The following is a 16,869-nucleotide window of genomic DNA, read 5'->3' as shown; positions in this document are numbered from 1 at the left end:
TTTCGTGTTGGGGGCCTAGTGAGGGCGGAAAGTCACGCGATCAGGTTCGGGTTTGAACGTACCCATGCGGCTCCATACTGGCATCAGCAGGAAGAAAGCGAGGTAGATCACCGTACCGATCTGGCTCAGCAGGTTGAACAGGTCGTTCGGGGCCTGCGTGCCCAGGTAACCCAAGATCAGGAAGTTGATGATGAAAATCGCGTACAGCACTTTATGCCAGGTAGGACGGTAGCGAATCGACTTCACAGGCGATTTATCCAGCCAAGGCAGGAAGAACAGGATCACGACCGTACCGCCCATGGCCACCACACCCCAGAACTTGGCGTCAATGACACGCAGCAAAACGGCAACAGCAATCAGGATGGCCGGTACGGCCAGGCGCCAGATACCGGGCAGCTTGCCCTTGACGAACAGCACCAGAGCGCCCAGCACGGAAGCACCGGCCAGAACCCAGGTAAAGTCGGCGGTCGTTGCGCGCAGCATGGAGTAGAAAGGCGTGAAATACCAGACCGGTGCAATGTGCGGAGGCGTCTTCAGTGCGTCGGCGGGGCTGAAGTTGTTGAACTCCAGGAAGTAGCCGCCCATTTCAGGGGCAAAGAACACGATCGCAGCGAACACGATCAGAAAGCCTGCCACGCCCAGAATGTCATGGACGGTGTAGTAGGGGTGGAAGGGAATGCCATCCAAAGGACGACCTTGAGCGTCTTTGGGGCCTTTCTTGATTTCCACGCCGTCGGGGTTGTTGGAGCCGACTTCGTGCAGGGCGATCAGGTGAGCGACCACCAGACCCAGCAGGACCAGAGGCACAGCAATCACGTGCAGAGCAAAGAAGCGGTTCAGGGTGGCGTCGGAGACCACGTAGTCGCCACGGATGAAAATAGCCAGGTCAGGACCAATGAATGGAATGGCCGAGAACAGGTTAACAATCACCTGGGCACCCCAGTAGGACATCTGGCCCCAGGGCAGCAGGTAGCCCATGAAGGCTTCAGCCATCAGACAGAGGAAAATGGCGACGCCAAAAATCCAGACCAGCTCACGTGGTTTGCGGTACGAGCCGTAGAACAGGCCGCGCAGCATGTGCAGGTACACCACCACGAAGAACATGGAAGCGCCGGTGGAGTGCATGTAGCGGATGATCCAGCCGCCCGGCACTTCACGCATGATGTATTCGACCGATTCAAACGCCAGCTTGGCATCGGGCTTGTAGTTCATGACCAGGAAAATACCGGTCACGATCTGAATAACCAGCACCAGCAGTGCCAGAGAGCCAAAGAAGTACCAGAAGTTGAAGTTCTTCGGCGCGTAGTATTCTGACATGTGCTCTTTGTACATGGATGTCAGGGGGAAGCGCCTGTCAATCCATCCCAAGAGTCCTGTCGTTTCGACGGTTTTCTCGCCAGCCATGAAACGGCTCCTTTATCTTTTTAAATAGTACGTATTGGGTTGCAGCCGCCTTAGGCCTTGTTGTTTTCGTCCACGCCGATGGTGACCATCATGCCGTCGGCCGAGAACTCATAAGGCGGGATCTCCAGATTGTCTGGAGCGGGCTTGTTGCTGTAGACGCGGCCGGCCAGGTCAAACGTGGAACCGTGGCAGGGGCACAGAAAACCACCTTCCCAACCACCAGGCAGACCCGGGCCAGCGCCGGCGGCCAGATGCGGAGTAGGGGAGCAGCCCAGGTGGGTGCAAATACCGATACAGATAAAGATTTCGGGGCGACGCGAACGGTATTCGTTCTTGGCGTACGCGGGGGTGTAACCGGGGCGATCCGAGTCAGGGTCGGCCAGCTGGCTGTCCAGCTTGGGCAAGGCGTCCAGCTGCTCTTGGGTACGGTGCAGAATCCAGACCGGTTTCCCGCGCCATTCCACGGTGCGCATCTCACCGGGGGCGATGCTGGAAATATCGACCTCTACGGGAGCGCCGGCCGCTTTTGCTTTCTCGGAAGGAGCAAAGGAGCTGACAAAGGGAACAGCTGTCGCCACACCAGCGACACCACCTAATGCACAGGCGGTGGCGACCCAGGTGCGGCGCGAAGGATCGGGCGGAAGGTTGAGATCAACCGCGCCTCTGGCATCGGGCTGTGTCGTATTCTGACTCATTCTAGTATCCTTATTCCTGCCCGACTCGGGCAATACCACAATTTACGGATTTGGGCCTGGGTATATTATTCAACCGCACATTATACGCTTTACCCAGCGCAGCATAACTTGATCAAAGGTGAACATATGAACAAGGCTCGAGGTTTTCTTAACGAATTCCGGGAGTTCGCCGTTAAGGGCAACATGATGGACCTGGCGGTCGGTGTCATTATCGGCGCTGCCTTCGGCAAGATTATCGACTCGCTGGTAAAAGACATCGTCATGCCCGTCATCAGTTTCATCCTTGGCGGCGAGGTGGATTTTACCAACCAGTTCACGGTCTTGCGTACACCAGAGGGCTATACCGGTCCTCAAACCCTGGAAGCTTTGAATGCGGCGGGGGCCGTTGTTTTGTCCTGGGGTAACTTCCTGACCATTTTCATCAACTTCATCTTGCTGGCCTTCGTGGTGTTTTGCATGGTCAAGATGGTTAACCGCATGCGTGCCACGGTGGCCAAGGCTGAGGCTGCTGAGGCCGTACCCGAGCCAACCCCTGAAGACGTGCTGTTGCTGCGCGAGATCAGGGATTCGCTGAAAAAATAAAAGCCCAAACTTATCAAAGCTTTAAGGTGCCTTTCGGCACCTTTTTGTTTATGTAAACCGACCGGCGGGGTCAAGTTCGCCCGCGCCGGTTGCCTGATTTTAGCCTTTCATGGGCTGGGCTTGTCTAGCCATGCGAGTCTTTAAAGCTTGTTCAAAGTCATATGTACCGGTTTTTGCTCCGGTCAGATCGGGTTGTCCAGGTCGATGAACTCTACGGCGATGCCAAACTGACGGGCAATTTCCTCTCCCAGGGCTTTAGCACCATACCGTTCGGTCGCATGATGCCCTGCGGCCATGAAGGCAATATCGTTTTCCTGAGCACTATGGAAGGTTTGTTCCGACGCCTCGCCGCTGATGTAAAGATCGGCTTGTGCTGCCACGGCGCTTTCAATAAAACCTTGCGCACCCCCAGTACACCAGGCCACGCGGCGTATTTTCCGTTGTAAATCACCAACAATCAGAGGTTTGCGTTGTAAATTATTGCAAACTGTCAGGCCGAATGTTTCCAATGAAACGGGGGTTGGCAATTCGCCCAGCCAGACCAGTCCATCTGGACCACAGGTTTGGGGCAGGCCGTTTGCGTCACGCAGGACCTCAATACCCAATTGCCGGGCTAATTGAGCGTTGTTGCCGAACTGGGGATGGGCGTCCAGGGGCAAGTGGTAGCCCAAGAGGTTAAGCTGATGCGACAGGACGCGTTCGATACGAGTTTTTCGAGTGCCCACAATGCACGGATTTTCGTTTTTCCAGAACCAGCCGTGGTGCACCAGAATAGCGTCCGCCTGGCGGGCAATAGCGGCGTCAATCAGCGCCAGCGAGGCTGTCACCCCCGTGACGAGTTTGCCAATATAGGGCTTGCCTTCGACCTGGAGTCCATTGGGACAGTAGTCCTTGAAGCGGGCGATATCCAAGGTGCTGTTGAGCCAGTCGGTCAGCTCGGCCGTTGAAACCTGAGTCATGGAATTCCTTATCTGAAAGAGTGCTATGCGTCGATTGTGGCTAGTGTTTGCTCAAGCGGTAACGATCTGTCTGGCGGGCTTTTTTATTGTGGTGACGCTGCGACCTCAATGGCTGGGAGCCCCACAGACACCGGCCCGTGATACGAGCAGGGCGGTGCTGCCTGCGCCGGCCCCCGTCGTTCAGGCGCCTGTTGCTCAGGAAGGCCGCGTGTCGTATGCCTTGGCGGTAACCCGTGCCGCGCCTGCTGTCGTTAATGTGTACACCAGCAAGCATTTGGAAGGCAATTCTCCCTTGTTGGAAGACCCTGATTTGCAGCGTCTGTTCCGTGAACTGCCTGATCTGATGGGACGACGTTCCACCATCAACCTGGGTTCGGGCGTGATCGTACACGAACAGGGCTATATCCTGACCAATTACCACGTGATCGAGGCGGCGGATGCGATAGAGGTGGCTTTGTCCGATGGCCGTCAGGCCAAGGCCCGCCTGATTGGTTCGGACCCGGAAAGTGATCTGGCCGTGCTTAAGGTCGATCTGCCCAAGCTGGCGGTGATTCGCGCCCGGTCTCAGGATCAGTTGCAGGTGGGAGATGTTGTACTGGCGATTGGCAATCCCTTTGGAGTGGGGCAAACCACTACGATGGGCATTGTGTCGGGACTGGGCCGCAATCGCCTGGGCATCAATATTTACGAGAACTTTATCCAGACAGACGCGGCGATCAATCCGGGCAATTCCGGTGGGGCCCTGGTGGATGCGGCAGGTCGCTTGGTGGGCATCAATACCGCCATTTATTCCGAAACGGGTGGGTCGCTGGGAATCGGCTTTGCCATTCCCGCTTCGACAGCGCTGGCCATTATGGACGAGATCATTCGTAATGGCGAAGTGACGCGGGGTTGGCTGGGGCTGGAGCCGCAGGACATCACCCCCGATCTGGTCAAGAGCTTCAAGCTGAAAAATGATGCGGGGGTAATTATCGCCAGCGTGCAGCGTCATGGACCGGCTGCCGAGGCGCATTTGTTGGTGGGGGATATTGTGCTGCGCTTGAATGGTCAGCCTGTGGCTGATTCGATTGATCTGCTCAACCAGATCGGTCCGGTGCAGCCCGGGCAAATCGTGACCTTGAGTGTGCTGCGCGAGGGCAAGGAACTGGATGTCCCCGTCAAGGTTGGTATGCGGCCGCAAGTGCGCAAATAAGGAGGGAGGCTACGGCTCCCCTTGCATGAGGGGCGCTTAGGCCAGAGGGGAGTCGCTCAGAACGTCTGGGCGCTGCTTTCCTGGTGGAGACTGGGTCGCCGCGGCTTTGCCATGATGCATACGGGCTGCCCATCGGCCTGACGCTCCGGTGTGGGTATGAGGTGGCTATAAAAAAATGGCTCTCTTGCCTTGCCCTGTCCGGGGCCGCACGGAGAGCCATATTTTTGGGTCGGGGTGATGCAGGGATGTACTGTGGTACGCCTAGGGGCTTACAGGTCCAGCTCCCGACTTTCACTACTTTCTGTTTCCCGTTTCTTGATCAGGCTGGCGGCCAGGATGCCTAATTCGTAGAGCAGGCACAGTGGCGCTGCCAACAGAAGTTGACTGACCACATCGGGAGGCGTCACGATGGCGGCAATCACGAAGGCGCCCACGATGACGTAGCCACGGATTTCACGCAGCTTGGCCACCGTGACCACCCCGGTTTTTACCAGCAGGATAACGGCGATAGGCACTTCAAACGTAATGCCAAAGGCCAGGAACATCGTCATGACAAAGCCCAGGTAGGCTTCGATGTCAGGGGCGGGCGTGATCGATTGCGGGGCAAACGACGCGATGAAGTGAAAGACCGTGCGAAATACGACGAAATAGCAAAAGGCCATCCCGGCGATGAACAGCAGCGTGCTGGTCATGATCAGGGGCAGAGCCAGTTTCTTCTCGTGGTTATAGAGGCCAGGGGCGATAAAAGCCCAGGCCTGGTACAGCACGATGGGCAAGGCCAGCACAAAAGCGGCCATCAAGGTGACCTTGACCGGCACCATAAAGGGGGTGATGACCCCGGTGGCGATCATGCGGGTCCCTTCTGGCAGGGAGCTCATCATGGGCTGGGCCAGCACATCATAAATGGCTGAGGCGCCCGGATAAGTGAACAACACAATAAATATCCCTACCACGGCGATGACTGCGCGCAACAAACGTGTGCGCAGCTCGACCAGGTGGGAGATAAACGTATCTTCTTGAGGCGTTTCGGTGCTCATGCCGTTGGTCCTTTAGAGGGTTGGGCGGGAGCATCCGTAGGACGGGGAGCGTCGTCACTGGCCGGCGCATGAGGCGCTGGCTGGGCGGCTGCATCCGGGGCCGGCGGCTTGATGGCCGGTTCTGCCAAAGGAGCGTCGGGCGTGGCAGGGGCGCTTTCGGACGTATCCGAAAAGGCCTTGCGTGCCGATTCCGACGCATTGTGCAGGGTATCGCGTGCTTCGGTCAGAGGCTGGCTGATGCTTTTGCCCGTGTCTTCGACCGAACTGCGTACCGAGCGGGCAGCTTCCTCCATCTGGTCTTTGAGTTTATTGACCTCATCCAGATTGATTTCGCGTTGGATATCGGTCTTGACCTCGTTGACGTAGCGCTGCGCGCGGCCAAGCAAATGGCCTACGGTGCGCGCTACTTTGGGCAGACGTTCGGGACCGATGACGATCAGGGCGACCACTCCAATCAGGAGCAGCTCGCTAAAGCTGACATCAAACATTCAGACTCACACAAGAAGGGGGTCAGGCGCGATCGGACTTTTCCTTGGCCTGAACGTCGATCGTTTGAGGATCTGCAGCACGCTGGCTGACGCTTTCGGGTGTTTTTTCTTCTTCACCCACGTCTTTCATGCCTTCTTTAAAACCCTTGACTGCGCCGCCCAGGTCCGAGCCGATGTTGCGCAGTTTTTTGGTGCCGAAAACCAGGGCGACGATGACCAGAACGATCAGCCAGTGCCAAATGCTAAAGCTACCCATAATGTATCTCCCTTAAGCAGCCATGGCTGCGCGTTGTTGCCATGGGCGCTCACCGCCCAAGATGTGCATGTGTAAATGGTTGATTTCCTGTCCGCCATCCAAACCGTTGTTAATGACAATACGGAAACCGCCTTCGGGGCCGGGGCGACAACCAGCCTGTGCGGCCAGGGAAGGTGCCAAAGCCATCATTTTACCCAACCATTCGCTATCCTGGTTCGAGACGTCCTGCATGGAGACGACGTGTTTTTTGGGAATGACCAGAATATGAACTGGAGCGGCGGGGTTGATGTCGTGAAATGCCAGAAAGTCTTCGTCCTCGTACACTTTTTTGGACGGAATCTGACCGGCAGCAATTTTACAAAACAGACAGTTCTCGCTCATAGCAACCTCGGTAGCGAAACATTCGCCAGGCGAATGCTGAAAATCTAGGTGTTCGGACAGTGTAGCGCGACTAGATGACAGGATTACACCTGATCCTTAGGTCGCGAAGCTTTTTCTTCCAGGCCCGATGTGCCCTCGCGGCGCAACAGCTCTGTGAGTACATCGCGAGGCTCCAGACCATAATAGGTCAGCGCCACCAGACTATGAAACCACAGATCTGCCGTTTCGTAGACAATACGCTCGCGCTCCTGATCCTTGGCGGCCATGACCAGCTCGGTTGCCTCTTCGCCAATCTTTTTCAAGAATGCATCCGGACCTTTGGCCAGCAATTTGGCGGCGTAGGATGAGGACGGGTCACCCCCTTGAGCAGGTAAACGGGATTTCAAGGTCCGGCCAAGGTGGTCGAGAATGGTCTCGACGGTAGGTTGTTCGCTCATCGGTAAATATGCTCCGGGTCTTTCAGTACGGGATCGACCGTTACCCATTGTGCCTGATCGCTCTGGCCTTGCAGCTGACGATAAAAGCAGCTTTCCCGCCCGGTATGGCAGGCAATCTGGCCAAGTTGTTCCACGCTGAGCAAAATAACGTCGCCATCGCAATCCAGGCGCAAGTCGCTGACATGTTGAACATGACCGGACTCCTCGCCCTTGCGCCACAGACGCTGGCGGGAGCGCGACCAATACACGGCACGACCCGTGCTGACGGTCTCTTGCAAGGACTCCTGGTTCATCCAGGCGACCATCAGGATTTTGCCCGTTGCCTGGTCTTGCGCAATGGCGGGGATCAAGCCGTGTTCATCAAAGCGAATTTCAGCCAGCCAAGCCGGTAAGTCAGCCATTAGCGTCGCACCTGAATACCCTGCGCAGCCATGAACGCTTTGGCTTCGGCAATAGTGTGTTGACCATAGTGGAAAATGCTGGCGGCCAGTACGGCGCTGGCGCCGCCCTTGATCACCCCATCGGCCAGATCCTGCAGTCCACCGACTCCGCCCGAGGCAATGACGGGCACAGAGACGGCATCGGCCACGGCACGAGTCAGCTCAAGGTCAAATCCGGACTTGGTGCCGTCGCGATCCATGCTGGTCAGCAGCAGTTCGCCGGCACCGTATTCGGCCATTTTCGCGGCCCATTCCACCACATCCAGTCCGGTCCCGCGACGTCCGCCGTGGGTAAAGACTTCCCAGCGGGGAGCCTCATTGCCGGTACTGACACGACGTGCATCGATGGCGACAACCATGCACTGCTTGCCATGATGGTCACTGGCTGCACGTACCAGATCAGGGTTGCTGATGGCAGCGCTGTTGATGGAAACCTTGTCCGCACCGGCATTGAGCAAGCGCTGGATATCAGCCACTTCGCGAACACCGCCACCGACCGTCAAAGGGATGAAGATCTGGCTGGCCACCTGTTCGATGATGGGCAAAATCAGATCGCGGTTATCCGAGGTGGCGGTAATGTCCAGGAAAGTCAGCTCGTCGGCACCCTGATCGTTGTATTTGCGGGCGATCTCGACCGGATCACCTGCATCGACCAGATCCACAAAGTTGATCCCCTTGACCACCCGACCGGCGGTGACATCCAGACAGGGGATAATGCGGCAGGCTAATTCGTTGGCAGCAACCTGGCTCATGCCGGGTACTCGTCAGCAAATGTCTGTGCCTCGGCAAAATCCAGGGTGCCTTCGTAGATGCTGCGTCCCAAAATGACGCCTTCAATCCCTTCGTGCTCGACCGCGCACAGCTCTTCGATGTCTTTCAGATTGGTGACACCACCCGAAGCGATGACGGGAATCTTGACATGCTGGGACAGCTTGACAGTGGCTTCGATGTTCACGCCGCTCAGCATGCCATCACGGCCAATATCGGTATAAATAATGGATTCGCAGCCGTAGTCTTCAAATTTCTTGGCCAGGTCCAGTACGTCGTGGCGGGTCAGCTTGCTCCAGCCGTCGGTGGCGATTTTGCCATCACGGGCGTCCAGACCAACAATGATGCTGCCGGGAAAGGCGCTGCAGGCATCCTGCAGGAAACCGGGGCTTTTGACCGCGGCGGTGCCGATAATGACGTAGCTCATGCCGGCGTCCAGGTAGCGCTCGATGGTGTCCAGGTCGCGGATGCCGCCACCGATCTGCACGGGAATCTCACCGTCGACGGCTGCAATAATGGACTTGATGGCCTCGCTGTTCTTGGGTTTTCCGGCAAAGGCGCCGTTCAGATCCACCAGATGCAGGCGTCGGGCCCCTTGCTCTAGCCACTGTGTTGCTATTTTGGCCGGATCATCCGAGAAAATAGTGGCGTCGTCCAGGTCACCCTGGCGAAGGCGCACACAACGCCCGTCTTTAAGGTCGATGGCGGGAATCAAAAGCATGGTCTTTAGCCGTAAAAAACGTAAGAAATACTGGGTCGGAAAAAGTCAGAAAAACGCCAGGAAGCTTTCTTGAAAAATCATGGCTTCCAGTGGGCGAAATTCCGGAACAGTTGCAGGCCGTTGTCTGCGCTTTTCTCAGGATGGCATTGCAACGCAAAAATATTAGCGTTTGCGATCGCCGAGGTAAAGCATTGGCCGTAGTGCGTCGAACCACAAGTTTGATCTATATGCAGCGGATCGACAAAGTAGCTGTGTACAAAGTAAAAGAACGCACCATCCTCAATGCCCGCCCATAAGGGATGATCCCGAGTCTGGTGGACTCGGTTCCAGCCAATATGAGGCACTTTCAATGCGGAGCCGCCGGTGTGCTCGCTGCTTTTGTAATTCGGACCTTCAAAGCGGCGTACCTGTCCGGGAATCAGGCCCAGGCAGGGAACATTGCCTTCCTGGCTGGAATCGAACAGCATCTGTTCGCCTACGCAGATACCCAGCAAGGGTTTGCTGCGGGCGGCGGTCAGCAAGGCATCACGCAAGCCGGACTGGTCCAGATGGGCCATGCAGTCGGGCATGGCGCCCTGACCGGGTAATACGACCCGGTCCGCATCCAGAATGGCTTGAGGGGTTTGAGCAAGAACAACGCGCGCCTCGGGCGAGGCGGCATGCAGTGCCCGGGCAACTGAGAAGATGTTGCCCGAACCGTAATCGACAATAGCGATAGTGGTCACGATGTGTGTCCGAAGGACGTTTACAGAACCCCTTTGGTCGAAGGCACCACGCCTTCGCTACGTGGGTCCAGCTCCAGAGCCATGCGCAATGCTCGGCCAAAGGCTTTGAACACGGTTTCGCACTGATGGTGTGCGTTTTCACCGCGCAGGTTATCGATGTGCAAGGATACCAGGGCGTGATTGACAAAGCCCTGGAAAAACTCGCGTGCCAAGTCTACATCGAACTGGCCGATTCGTGCGCGGGTGAAGGGCACAAAATAAAACAGGCCGGGACGACCGGAGAAGTCCACCACCACGCGCGAGAGCGCTTCGTCCAGCGGAACATAGGAATGTCCGTAGCGGCGCAGACCGGCCTTGCTGCCCACAGCTTTGGCAAAGGCCTGGCCAAGCGCAATGCCGATATCCTCGACGGTATGATGGTCGTCGATGTGAGTATCGCCTTCACAATGCACGTCCAGATCGATCAGGCCGTGTCGGGCGATCTGGTCCAGCATGTGGTCCAGAAAAGGCACGCCACTGTTGAGCGAGTGACGGCCGGTGCCGTCCAGGTTTACAGCCACGCGGATGCGGGTTTCGTTGGTATTGCGGGTAATCTCGGCGGTACGCATGTCAGAGCCGGCGGCAAGGCCGGTATCAGGATTGGTTCAATCGGAATTGCGCGCTGGCAGCGTGGGCGTACAGCCCCTCGCCTTGTGCCAGCGTAGCGGCTATGGGTCCCAGTGTCTGGGCGCCTGATTCTGAAACCTGAATAATGCTGCTGCGTTTCTGGAAATCGTAGACGCCCAACGGTGACGAGAAACGCGCAGTGCGTGCCGTCGGCAGGACATGATTGGGCCCGGCACAGTAATCGCCCAGCGATTCGGAACTGTAGGGGCCCAGGAAAATGGCGCCAGCATGGCGGATTTTGCTCAACAGGTCCTGGGCATTCCGGGTAGAGACTTCCAGGTGTTCTGGCGCGATATGGTTGCTGATCTTACAGGCCTCGTCCAGATCGCGGACATGGATCAGGGCGCCGCGACCGGACAGGCTGCGGCGAATGATGTCCGCACGTGGCATGGTGGGCAACAGGCGTTCGATAGCTGCCTCAACCTGGTCCAGGAAGTCGGCATCGGGACACAGCAAGATGGCCTGAGCCAGCTCGTCGTGTTCAGCCTGGGAGAACAGGTCCATGGCTACCCAGTCTGCGGGCGCGCTGCCGTCGCTGATGATCAGGATCTCGGACGGGCCGGCAATCATGTCGATGCCCACGACCCCAAACACCCGGCGTTTGGCAGCGGCGACGTAGGCATTGCCGGGGCCGACAATCTTGTCGACCGCCGGGATGGTGTCTGTGCCGTAGGCCAGAGCGCCCACGGCTTGCGCGCCACCAATGGTGAACACGCGGTCTACACCACCCAGAGCGGCCGCAGCCAGCACGATGGGGTTGCGCACGCCATCGGGTGTAGGCGTGACCATGATCAACTCTGGAACGCCGGCCACTTTGGCGGGAATGGCGTTCATCAGGACTGAGGAGGGGTAAGCGGCCTTGCCACCGGGAACATACAGTCCCACGCGATCCAGGGGGGTGACTTGCTGACCCAGCACCGTGCCGTCAGGCTCTGTATAGGTCCAGGTTTCGCTGCGTTGGTGCTCGTGGTAGCGACGCACACGTTCGGCAGCCTGCTCCAGCGCCTTGCGCTGGTCGGCCGGCAAACTCTCCAAAGCGGCCAATAGTTCCGCCTTGGGGATTTCCAGCGCGCTGGCCTGTTCAACAGTCAGCCGGTCAAAGCGTTGCGTGTAGTCCAGCAAGGCCGTGTCTCCCTCATGCTGGATACGATGCAGGATCTGGGCACAGGCGTGCTCGATCGATTCGTCTTCGGACGCTTCGTAAGCCAGTAGGGTGCGCAGCTCAGCATCGAACTGGGCGGATTGGGAGGTTAGGCGATGGATCAGTGACATGTCGCAACAGGAAAAGGCTAAGGTTCAAAGGCCAGTGTATAACATTTCGCCCAGGCAAAAGGCGGTCTGCGCCTTTTGCACAAGCAAGATTGACAGACGTTTTGCCCCTTATGGGAAGAAGAGGTGGGTTTACTCGTCCAGGGAAGCACGCGAGAAGGCGTCGATCAGGGGTTGCAATTGCGCGCCACGGTTTTTCATGGCGGCCTGATTGACGATCAAACGCGAGGAAATGGGGGTGATGTCTTCCACTTCTACCAGCTTGTTAGCGCGCAGGGTGCCGCCGCTGGAGACCAGATCCACAATCGCATCGGCCAGGCCGACCAGCGGGGCCAGTTCCATGGAGCCATACAGCTTGATCAGGTCCACATACACGCCCTTGCTGGCGAAGTGTTCACGAGCCGCACGCGTGTATTTTGTGGCGATGCGCAGGCGCGAGCCCTGTTTGACGGCCGAGTGGTAGTCAAAGCCTTCGGCCACGGCCACACACAGACGGCATCGGGCGATGTTCAGATCCACCGGTTGGTACAGGCCGCCAGGGTGCTGTTCCATGTGCTCGTACAACACATCCTTGCCGGCAATCCCGATATGGGCGGCGCCGTATTGCACATAGGTGGGCACGTCGGTAGCACGCACAATAATCAGACGCAGGTCCGGATTGTTGGTGGGCAGGATGAGTTTGCGCGACGTCTCCGGGCTTTCCAGTACCTTGATGCCCGCCTCTTCCAGCAAAGGCAGGGTTTCGTCAAAAATCCGGCCTTTGGACAAGGCCAGCGTCAGAGGTTGATTTAAACCGGCGGGACTCATTAGGTTTCCTTGCTGCTGATTCGCTCGATATTGGCGCCGACGGCTTGAAGCTTGGCTTCCATACGGTCGTAGCCACGGTCCAGATGGTAGATGCGTTCGACGGTGGTGTCACCCCGGGCCGCCAGGCCCGCAATGACCAGGCTGGCTGACGCACGCAGATCGGTTGCCATGACGTTGGCGCCGGTCAGGAAGGGAGCGCCGGTAACGACGGCCATATGACCTTCGATATCGATCTGCGCGCCCAGGCGGTTGAGCTCCTGCACATGCATGTAGCGATTTTCAAAGATGGTTTCCACGACCGAGGCGGTGCCCTCGGCAATGGTATTCAAGGCCATCAGTTGAGCCTGCATGTCAGTGGGAAAGCCGGGGTATTCGCTGGTGCGAAAGCTAACGGCTTTGGGACGACCCTCCATGCTGGCCTTGATCCAGTCCGGGCCGGTTTCAATATGCAGACCGGCTTCACGCAACTTATCGAGCGTGGCGCCCATGGCGTCGGCATCGGTATTGCGCAAGGTCAGTTCGCCACCGGTGGCGGCCACGGCGCACAGGAAAGTTCCTGCTTCGATACGATCTGGGCAGATGGTGTGCTTGGCACCGTGCAGGCGTTCGATCCCGTCAATCACGATGCGGTCGGTACCGTGGCCCTGAATCTTGGCGCCCATTTTGATCAGCAGTTCGGCCAGATCGATAATTTCGGGCTCGCGCGCTGCGTTCTCAAGAATGGTTTGGCCTTCAGCCAGAACGGCCGCCATCATCAGGTTTTCTGTGCCGGTGACCGTCACCATATCGGTACGCACCACTGCACCGCGCAAACGTTTGGCACGGGCATTTACAAAGCCGTGTTCGACATGGATTTCCGCACCCATGGCAGCCAGGCCTTTGATGTGCTGATCCACCGGGCGCTGGCCAATGGCGCAACCACCGGGCAGGCTGACGCGGGCCTCGCCAAAGCGGGCCAGCAGGGGACCCAGCACCAGAATGGAGGCGCGCATGGTTTTCACCAGTTCGTAGGGTGCTTCCAGTTTGGTGATGTTGGCTGCGTTCAGCTCCAAGGTGCCATTGCGTTCCTGCCTGACCCCTAACTGACCCAAAAGCTTCAGGGTAGTGTCAATGTCGCGCAGACGCGGGACATTGTCCAGATAGACCGTGTCGGCAGTCAGTAAACTGGCGCACAGAATAGGCAGGGCGGCGTTTTTGGCGCCAGAGACGGTGATCTCGCCATGCAGGCGCTGGCCACCTGTGATGCGTAATTTATCCATTCGGATTGGCCTTGTATTCGTCGGGGGTAAGCGTGCGCATGGACAAGGCGTGGATCTCGGCCTTCATCCGGTCGCCCAGCGCCTTGTAGACCAGTTGGTGACGGGCAATCAGGCGTTTGCCTTCAAAGGCGGGGCTGACGATCAGGGCTTCAAAGTGCGAACCATCGCCTTGTACTTGCAGGTGTTCACAGGGCAGGTTGTCGGCAATGTATTGGTGAACTTGTTCGGGAGTCGGCAACATGAAATCAATTCCGTAATTTATAGCCTGAGGCAAGCAGGCGTAGCGAAATCAGACACAGCGCAACAAAGACGCTGGCGACAACGGTCAGGCTGAACCAGGGAGAAATATCCGAGGCGGCGAAAAAACCGTAGCGGAACCCGTCAATGGTATAGAGCAACGGATTCCAGTGTGAAACAGTTTGCCAGAAGGGCGGCAGGCTATGGATCGAATAGAACACGCCCGACAGAAAGGTGGCCGGCATGATCAGAAAGTTCTGAAACGCGGCCAGCTGGTCGAATTTTTCGGACCACAAACCAGCGATCAGACCCAAGGCGCCCATGATGCCGCAAGACATGATGGCAAAGACCAATACCCACATCGGCTTGGCAATGGGCAAGGAGACAAAGAACAGGGAAACCAGCCAGACACATAGCCCCACACAGATGCCACGTGCGATGGAGGCAAGCAGGTAGGCGGCAAAAATTTCGCGGTGCGAGAGCGGCGGCAGCAGAATAAAGACCAGATTGCCGGTGATGCGACTTTGAATCAAGGACGATGAGGGGTTGGCAAAGGCGTTTTGCAGCATGCTCATCATCATCAGGCCCGGGATCAGGAAAGCAGTGTAGGGCACGGAGTCATAGACGGTGACGCGGCCTTCCAGCACATGGGCGAAAATCAGCAGATACATCAGCGCCGTCAGTACCGGGGCGGCAATCGTCTGAAAGCCCACTTTCCAAAAGCGCATCAGCTCCTTGCGCAACAGGGTGGGAAAGCCCGAGCCCATCTTGGGTTGTGGAGGCAGACTCAGGGTACCGGTTTTGGGTCTGGGCGTATCACTGTGTTGGGGAACGCCCCAGTGTTTGGGAGAGTGGTTTGGGTTCACAGGGCGACTCCCATTTTTCCTTCGTTGTGCATGATGCGCACAAATGCATCCTCCAGATCATGGCCGCCGGCGCGCTCCATGATGGCTTGCGTGGTGTCTAGTGCCACGATTTTGCCACTTTTGAGCATGGCCAGCCGGCCACAGAGCGCCTGGGCTTCTTCCAGGTAGTGGGTGGTCAGCAAGATGGTGTGACCTTGCTGGTTCAGACGGATGATGAACTCCCACAAGGTGCGGCGCAGGTCCACGTCCACGCCGGCAGTGGGCTCGTCCAGAATGATGACCGGAGGGCGATGCACCAGCGCCTGGGCTACCAGCACGCGACGCTTCATGCCACCGGACAAGGCGCGCATATTGGTGTCGGCTTTGTCACTCAGGGCCAGATTGGCCAGAATCTCGTCAATCCAGTCGTCATTGTTTTTCAGGCCGAAGTAGCCTGATTGCAGCCGCAGGGTTTCCCGGACTGTGAAGAAAGGATCGTACACAATTTCCTGCGGCACCACGCCCAGTGACTGGCGTGCCTTCTGGTATTGGGTACGCACATCGTAACCACAGACGCTGACCTGACCGCTGGTGGGACGGGTCAGACCGGCCAGCATGGAAATCAAGGTAGTCTTGCCGGCCCCATTGGGTCCGAGCAAACCGAAAAATTCGCCATGTTCGATAGTCAGGCTGACCTGATCGACGGCCAGAAAACCGGCATCGGCACGGGGTTGTGAAAACAGGCTTTTGAGCCCCCGTCGTTGGGGGGCAAAGCGTTTGCTGACGTTATCAAGTTTGAAGGCGGACATGGCAAATTGAGTTGGCCTGACGCGGGTGGTGCGAAGCGGGACGTCGCCGTGGCGTCTTTGTTAACTAAACAGGCCTACGCGCTGGCGTAGACCTGTTGGGGGGTGGTCAGGCTCTTTATTATAGAGTACGACGCTGGTCTGCTTAACAATGCCCCAGCCCAGGCGCCGTGTTTGCCACGGCTGGGCTTAACTGTTCTGCTTGTTCAGCGCATCAATCAGACCGTCAATACCACCTTGCTCAATTTGCTGGGCGAACTGGTTGCGGTAGTTCTGGATCAGCCAGATGCCTTCCACGTTCAGGTCGTAAATCTTCCAGCCGTCGGCCGTTTTTTCCAGGCGGTAGTCCACACCCACAGGGCCGCCATTGGGCTGGGTCAGTGACGAGCGCACGACGACGTCGTCGGCACTGGCATCCCCACGGAAGGGCAAAATAGTCAGCTGGGTGTTGTCATCCACGCGGGACAAGGCGCCGCTGTACGTGCGAACCAGGGTGCCCTTGAACGCGTCGACCAGTTTCTGACGCTGTTCGGGGCTGGCTTGACGCCAGTAGCGACCGGCGGAAAGACGGGTCGTTTTTTCCAGGTTCACGTAAGGCATGATGTTTTCATTCACAGCCGCCAGAATGGCAGTCCGGTCCCCTTTGCGGATGGACTCGCTTTGTTTGACGACCTTCAATGCTTGATTGCCGACCGTTTCAACAAATTTGTTGGGCTCGCCTTTGGGATCAGCTGCTTGTGCTTGTGCGCCTGGCGAGGACAAACACAGGGCCAGGGCCGCACAGACGGTCAGAATCCAGGAAAACAGGCGGGAGGGAGAGGACTGCAAAGCAGTCCCGCCCGGGGCGGGACGGGAAATCATAAAAAACTCCAGATGAATGGTCGGCGGGCAGGGC

At 57.6% G+C, this 16,869-nt stretch carries 22 protein-coding genes; 2 read left to right on the top strand and 20 right to left on the bottom strand.

Features of this window, described 5'->3' with window-relative positions:
• Positions 1–15 precede the first annotated feature (15 nt).
• A complete protein-coding gene (locus RSQ48_RS15970) occupies positions 16–1,404 on the bottom strand; it encodes a cytochrome b (RefSeq protein WP_003805393.1) in 1,389 nt (462 codons plus the stop codon).
• A 50-nt stretch (positions 1,405–1,454) separates the two neighbouring features.
• Entirely contained in the window at positions 1,455–2,099 is a 645-nt protein-coding gene (gene petA, locus RSQ48_RS15965; RefSeq protein WP_003805394.1) for a ubiquinol-cytochrome c reductase iron-sulfur subunit, read from the bottom strand.
• Positions 2,100–2,225: 126 nt separating this feature from the next.
• On the opposite strand from petA, the gene mscL reads away from it, so the two are divergent.
• Entirely contained in the window at positions 2,226–2,681 is a 456-nt protein-coding gene (gene mscL, locus RSQ48_RS15960) for a large conductance mechanosensitive channel protein MscL (protein ID WP_003805396.1), read from the top strand.
• A gap of 182 nt (positions 2,682–2,863) precedes the next feature.
• Here the strand turns inward: mscL and RSQ48_RS15955 are convergent, their stop codons facing one another.
• Positions 2,864–3,640, bottom strand: a complete 777-nt coding sequence (locus tag RSQ48_RS15955; protein ID WP_059318131.1) for a Nif3-like dinuclear metal center hexameric protein — start codon at positions 3,638–3,640, stop codon at positions 2,864–2,866.
• 25 nt (positions 3,641–3,665) lie between these two features.
• On the opposite strand from RSQ48_RS15955, the gene RSQ48_RS15950 reads away from it, so the two are divergent.
• Positions 3,666–4,832, top strand: a complete 1,167-nt coding sequence (locus RSQ48_RS15950) for a S1C family serine protease (RefSeq protein ID WP_131071041.1) — start codon at positions 3,666–3,668, stop codon at positions 4,830–4,832.
• Between the two features lie 269 nt (positions 4,833–5,101).
• Here RSQ48_RS15950 and tatC read toward each other — a convergent pair whose 3' ends face one another.
• From tatC to RSQ48_RS15865, 17 genes are all read right to left on the bottom strand, one after another.
• Positions 5,102–5,869: a twin-arginine translocase subunit TatC gene (tatC, locus tag RSQ48_RS15945; protein WP_003805399.1), complete on the bottom strand. Its 768-nt coding sequence runs from the start codon at positions 5,867–5,869 to the stop codon at positions 5,102–5,104.
• Complete coding sequence (gene tatB, locus RSQ48_RS15940) at positions 5,866–6,357, bottom strand: Sec-independent protein translocase protein TatB (RefSeq protein ID WP_059318133.1); 492 nt, start codon at positions 6,355–6,357, stop codon at positions 5,866–5,868. The genes tatC and tatB overlap by 4 nt, the downstream gene beginning before the upstream one ends.
• Before the next feature lie 22 nt (positions 6,358–6,379).
• Positions 6,380–6,613, bottom strand: coding sequence for a Sec-independent protein translocase subunit TatA (gene tatA / locus RSQ48_RS15935; protein ID WP_003805401.1), 234 nt, complete (start codon positions 6,611–6,613; stop codon positions 6,380–6,382).
• Positions 6,614–6,625: 12 nt separating this feature from the next.
• Complete coding sequence (locus RSQ48_RS15930) at positions 6,626–6,994, bottom strand: histidine triad nucleotide-binding protein (RefSeq protein WP_003805403.1); 369 nt, start codon at positions 6,992–6,994, stop codon at positions 6,626–6,628.
• A gap of 83 nt (positions 6,995–7,077) precedes the next feature.
• Positions 7,078–7,431, bottom strand: a complete 354-nt coding sequence (locus RSQ48_RS15925; RefSeq protein WP_003805405.1) for a phosphoribosyl-ATP diphosphatase — start codon at positions 7,429–7,431, stop codon at positions 7,078–7,080.
• A complete protein-coding gene (gene hisI, locus RSQ48_RS15920; RefSeq protein WP_003805407.1) occupies positions 7,428–7,832 on the bottom strand; it encodes a phosphoribosyl-AMP cyclohydrolase in 405 nt (134 codons plus the stop codon). Before hisI ends, RSQ48_RS15925 begins: the two co-directional genes overlap by 4 nt.
• The gene (gene hisF, locus RSQ48_RS15915) at positions 7,832–8,623 is read right to left on the bottom strand and encodes an imidazole glycerol phosphate synthase subunit HisF (protein ID WP_003805408.1); all 792 of its coding nucleotides are present in this window, start codon (positions 8,621–8,623) and stop codon (positions 7,832–7,834) included. The genes hisI and hisF overlap by 1 nt, the downstream gene beginning before the upstream one ends.
• Positions 8,620–9,360: a 1-(5-phosphoribosyl)-5-[(5-phosphoribosylamino)methylideneamino]imidazole-4-carboxamide isomerase gene (hisA, locus tag RSQ48_RS15910; RefSeq protein ID WP_003805410.1), complete on the bottom strand. Its 741-nt coding sequence runs from the start codon at positions 9,358–9,360 to the stop codon at positions 8,620–8,622. Before hisA ends, hisF begins: the two co-directional genes overlap by 4 nt.
• 77 nt (positions 9,361–9,437) lie before the next feature.
• Entirely contained in the window at positions 9,438–10,085 is a 648-nt protein-coding gene (hisH, locus tag RSQ48_RS15905; RefSeq protein WP_219235308.1) for an imidazole glycerol phosphate synthase subunit HisH, read from the bottom strand.
• 20 nt (positions 10,086–10,105) lie between these two features.
• Positions 10,106–10,693 (bottom strand): imidazoleglycerol-phosphate dehydratase HisB, encoded by a 588-nt coding sequence (gene hisB / locus RSQ48_RS15900; RefSeq protein WP_003805414.1) that lies wholly within the window; start codon positions 10,691–10,693, stop codon positions 10,106–10,108.
• 25 nt (positions 10,694–10,718) lie between these two features.
• Positions 10,719–12,023 (bottom strand): histidinol dehydrogenase, encoded by a 1,305-nt coding sequence (hisD, locus tag RSQ48_RS15895; protein ID WP_003805416.1) that lies wholly within the window; start codon positions 12,021–12,023, stop codon positions 10,719–10,721.
• A 129-nt stretch (positions 12,024–12,152) separates the two neighbouring features.
• A complete protein-coding gene (gene hisG / locus RSQ48_RS15890; protein WP_003805418.1) occupies positions 12,153–12,827 on the bottom strand; it encodes an ATP phosphoribosyltransferase in 675 nt (224 codons plus the stop codon).
• Complete coding sequence (gene murA, locus RSQ48_RS15885; RefSeq protein WP_059318136.1) at positions 12,827–14,086, bottom strand: UDP-N-acetylglucosamine 1-carboxyvinyltransferase; 1,260 nt, start codon at positions 14,084–14,086, stop codon at positions 12,827–12,829. The genes hisG and murA overlap by 1 nt, the downstream gene beginning before the upstream one ends.
• Positions 14,079–14,327 (bottom strand): BolA family protein, encoded by a 249-nt coding sequence (locus RSQ48_RS15880; RefSeq protein WP_003805423.1) that lies wholly within the window; start codon positions 14,325–14,327, stop codon positions 14,079–14,081. The genes murA and RSQ48_RS15880 overlap by 8 nt, the downstream gene beginning before the upstream one ends.
• Positions 14,328–14,331: 4 nt before the next feature.
• On the bottom strand, positions 14,332–15,090 hold the full coding sequence (locus RSQ48_RS15875) for an ABC transporter permease (RefSeq protein ID WP_051010478.1): 759 nt from the start codon (positions 15,088–15,090) through the stop codon (positions 14,332–14,334).
• Between the two features lie 95 nt (positions 15,091–15,185).
• Positions 15,186–15,977 (bottom strand): ABC transporter ATP-binding protein, encoded by a 792-nt coding sequence (locus RSQ48_RS15870; protein ID WP_003805427.1) that lies wholly within the window; start codon positions 15,975–15,977, stop codon positions 15,186–15,188.
• A 186-nt stretch (positions 15,978–16,163) separates the two neighbouring features.
• Positions 16,164–16,835, bottom strand: coding sequence for a phospholipid-binding protein MlaC (locus RSQ48_RS15865; protein WP_131071037.1), 672 nt, complete (start codon positions 16,833–16,835; stop codon positions 16,164–16,166).
• Positions 16,836–16,869 lie beyond the last annotated feature (34 nt).

This window comes from Alcaligenes sp. SJTW-7 (assembly GCF_047716895.1).
In the GTDB taxonomy this organism is placed as follows: domain Bacteria; phylum Pseudomonadota; class Gammaproteobacteria; order Burkholderiales; family Burkholderiaceae_B; genus Alcaligenes; species Alcaligenes ammonioxydans.
The sequence above is the reverse complement of the archived record's forward strand: the minus strand, read 5'-3'. Positions and strand labels throughout refer to the sequence as shown.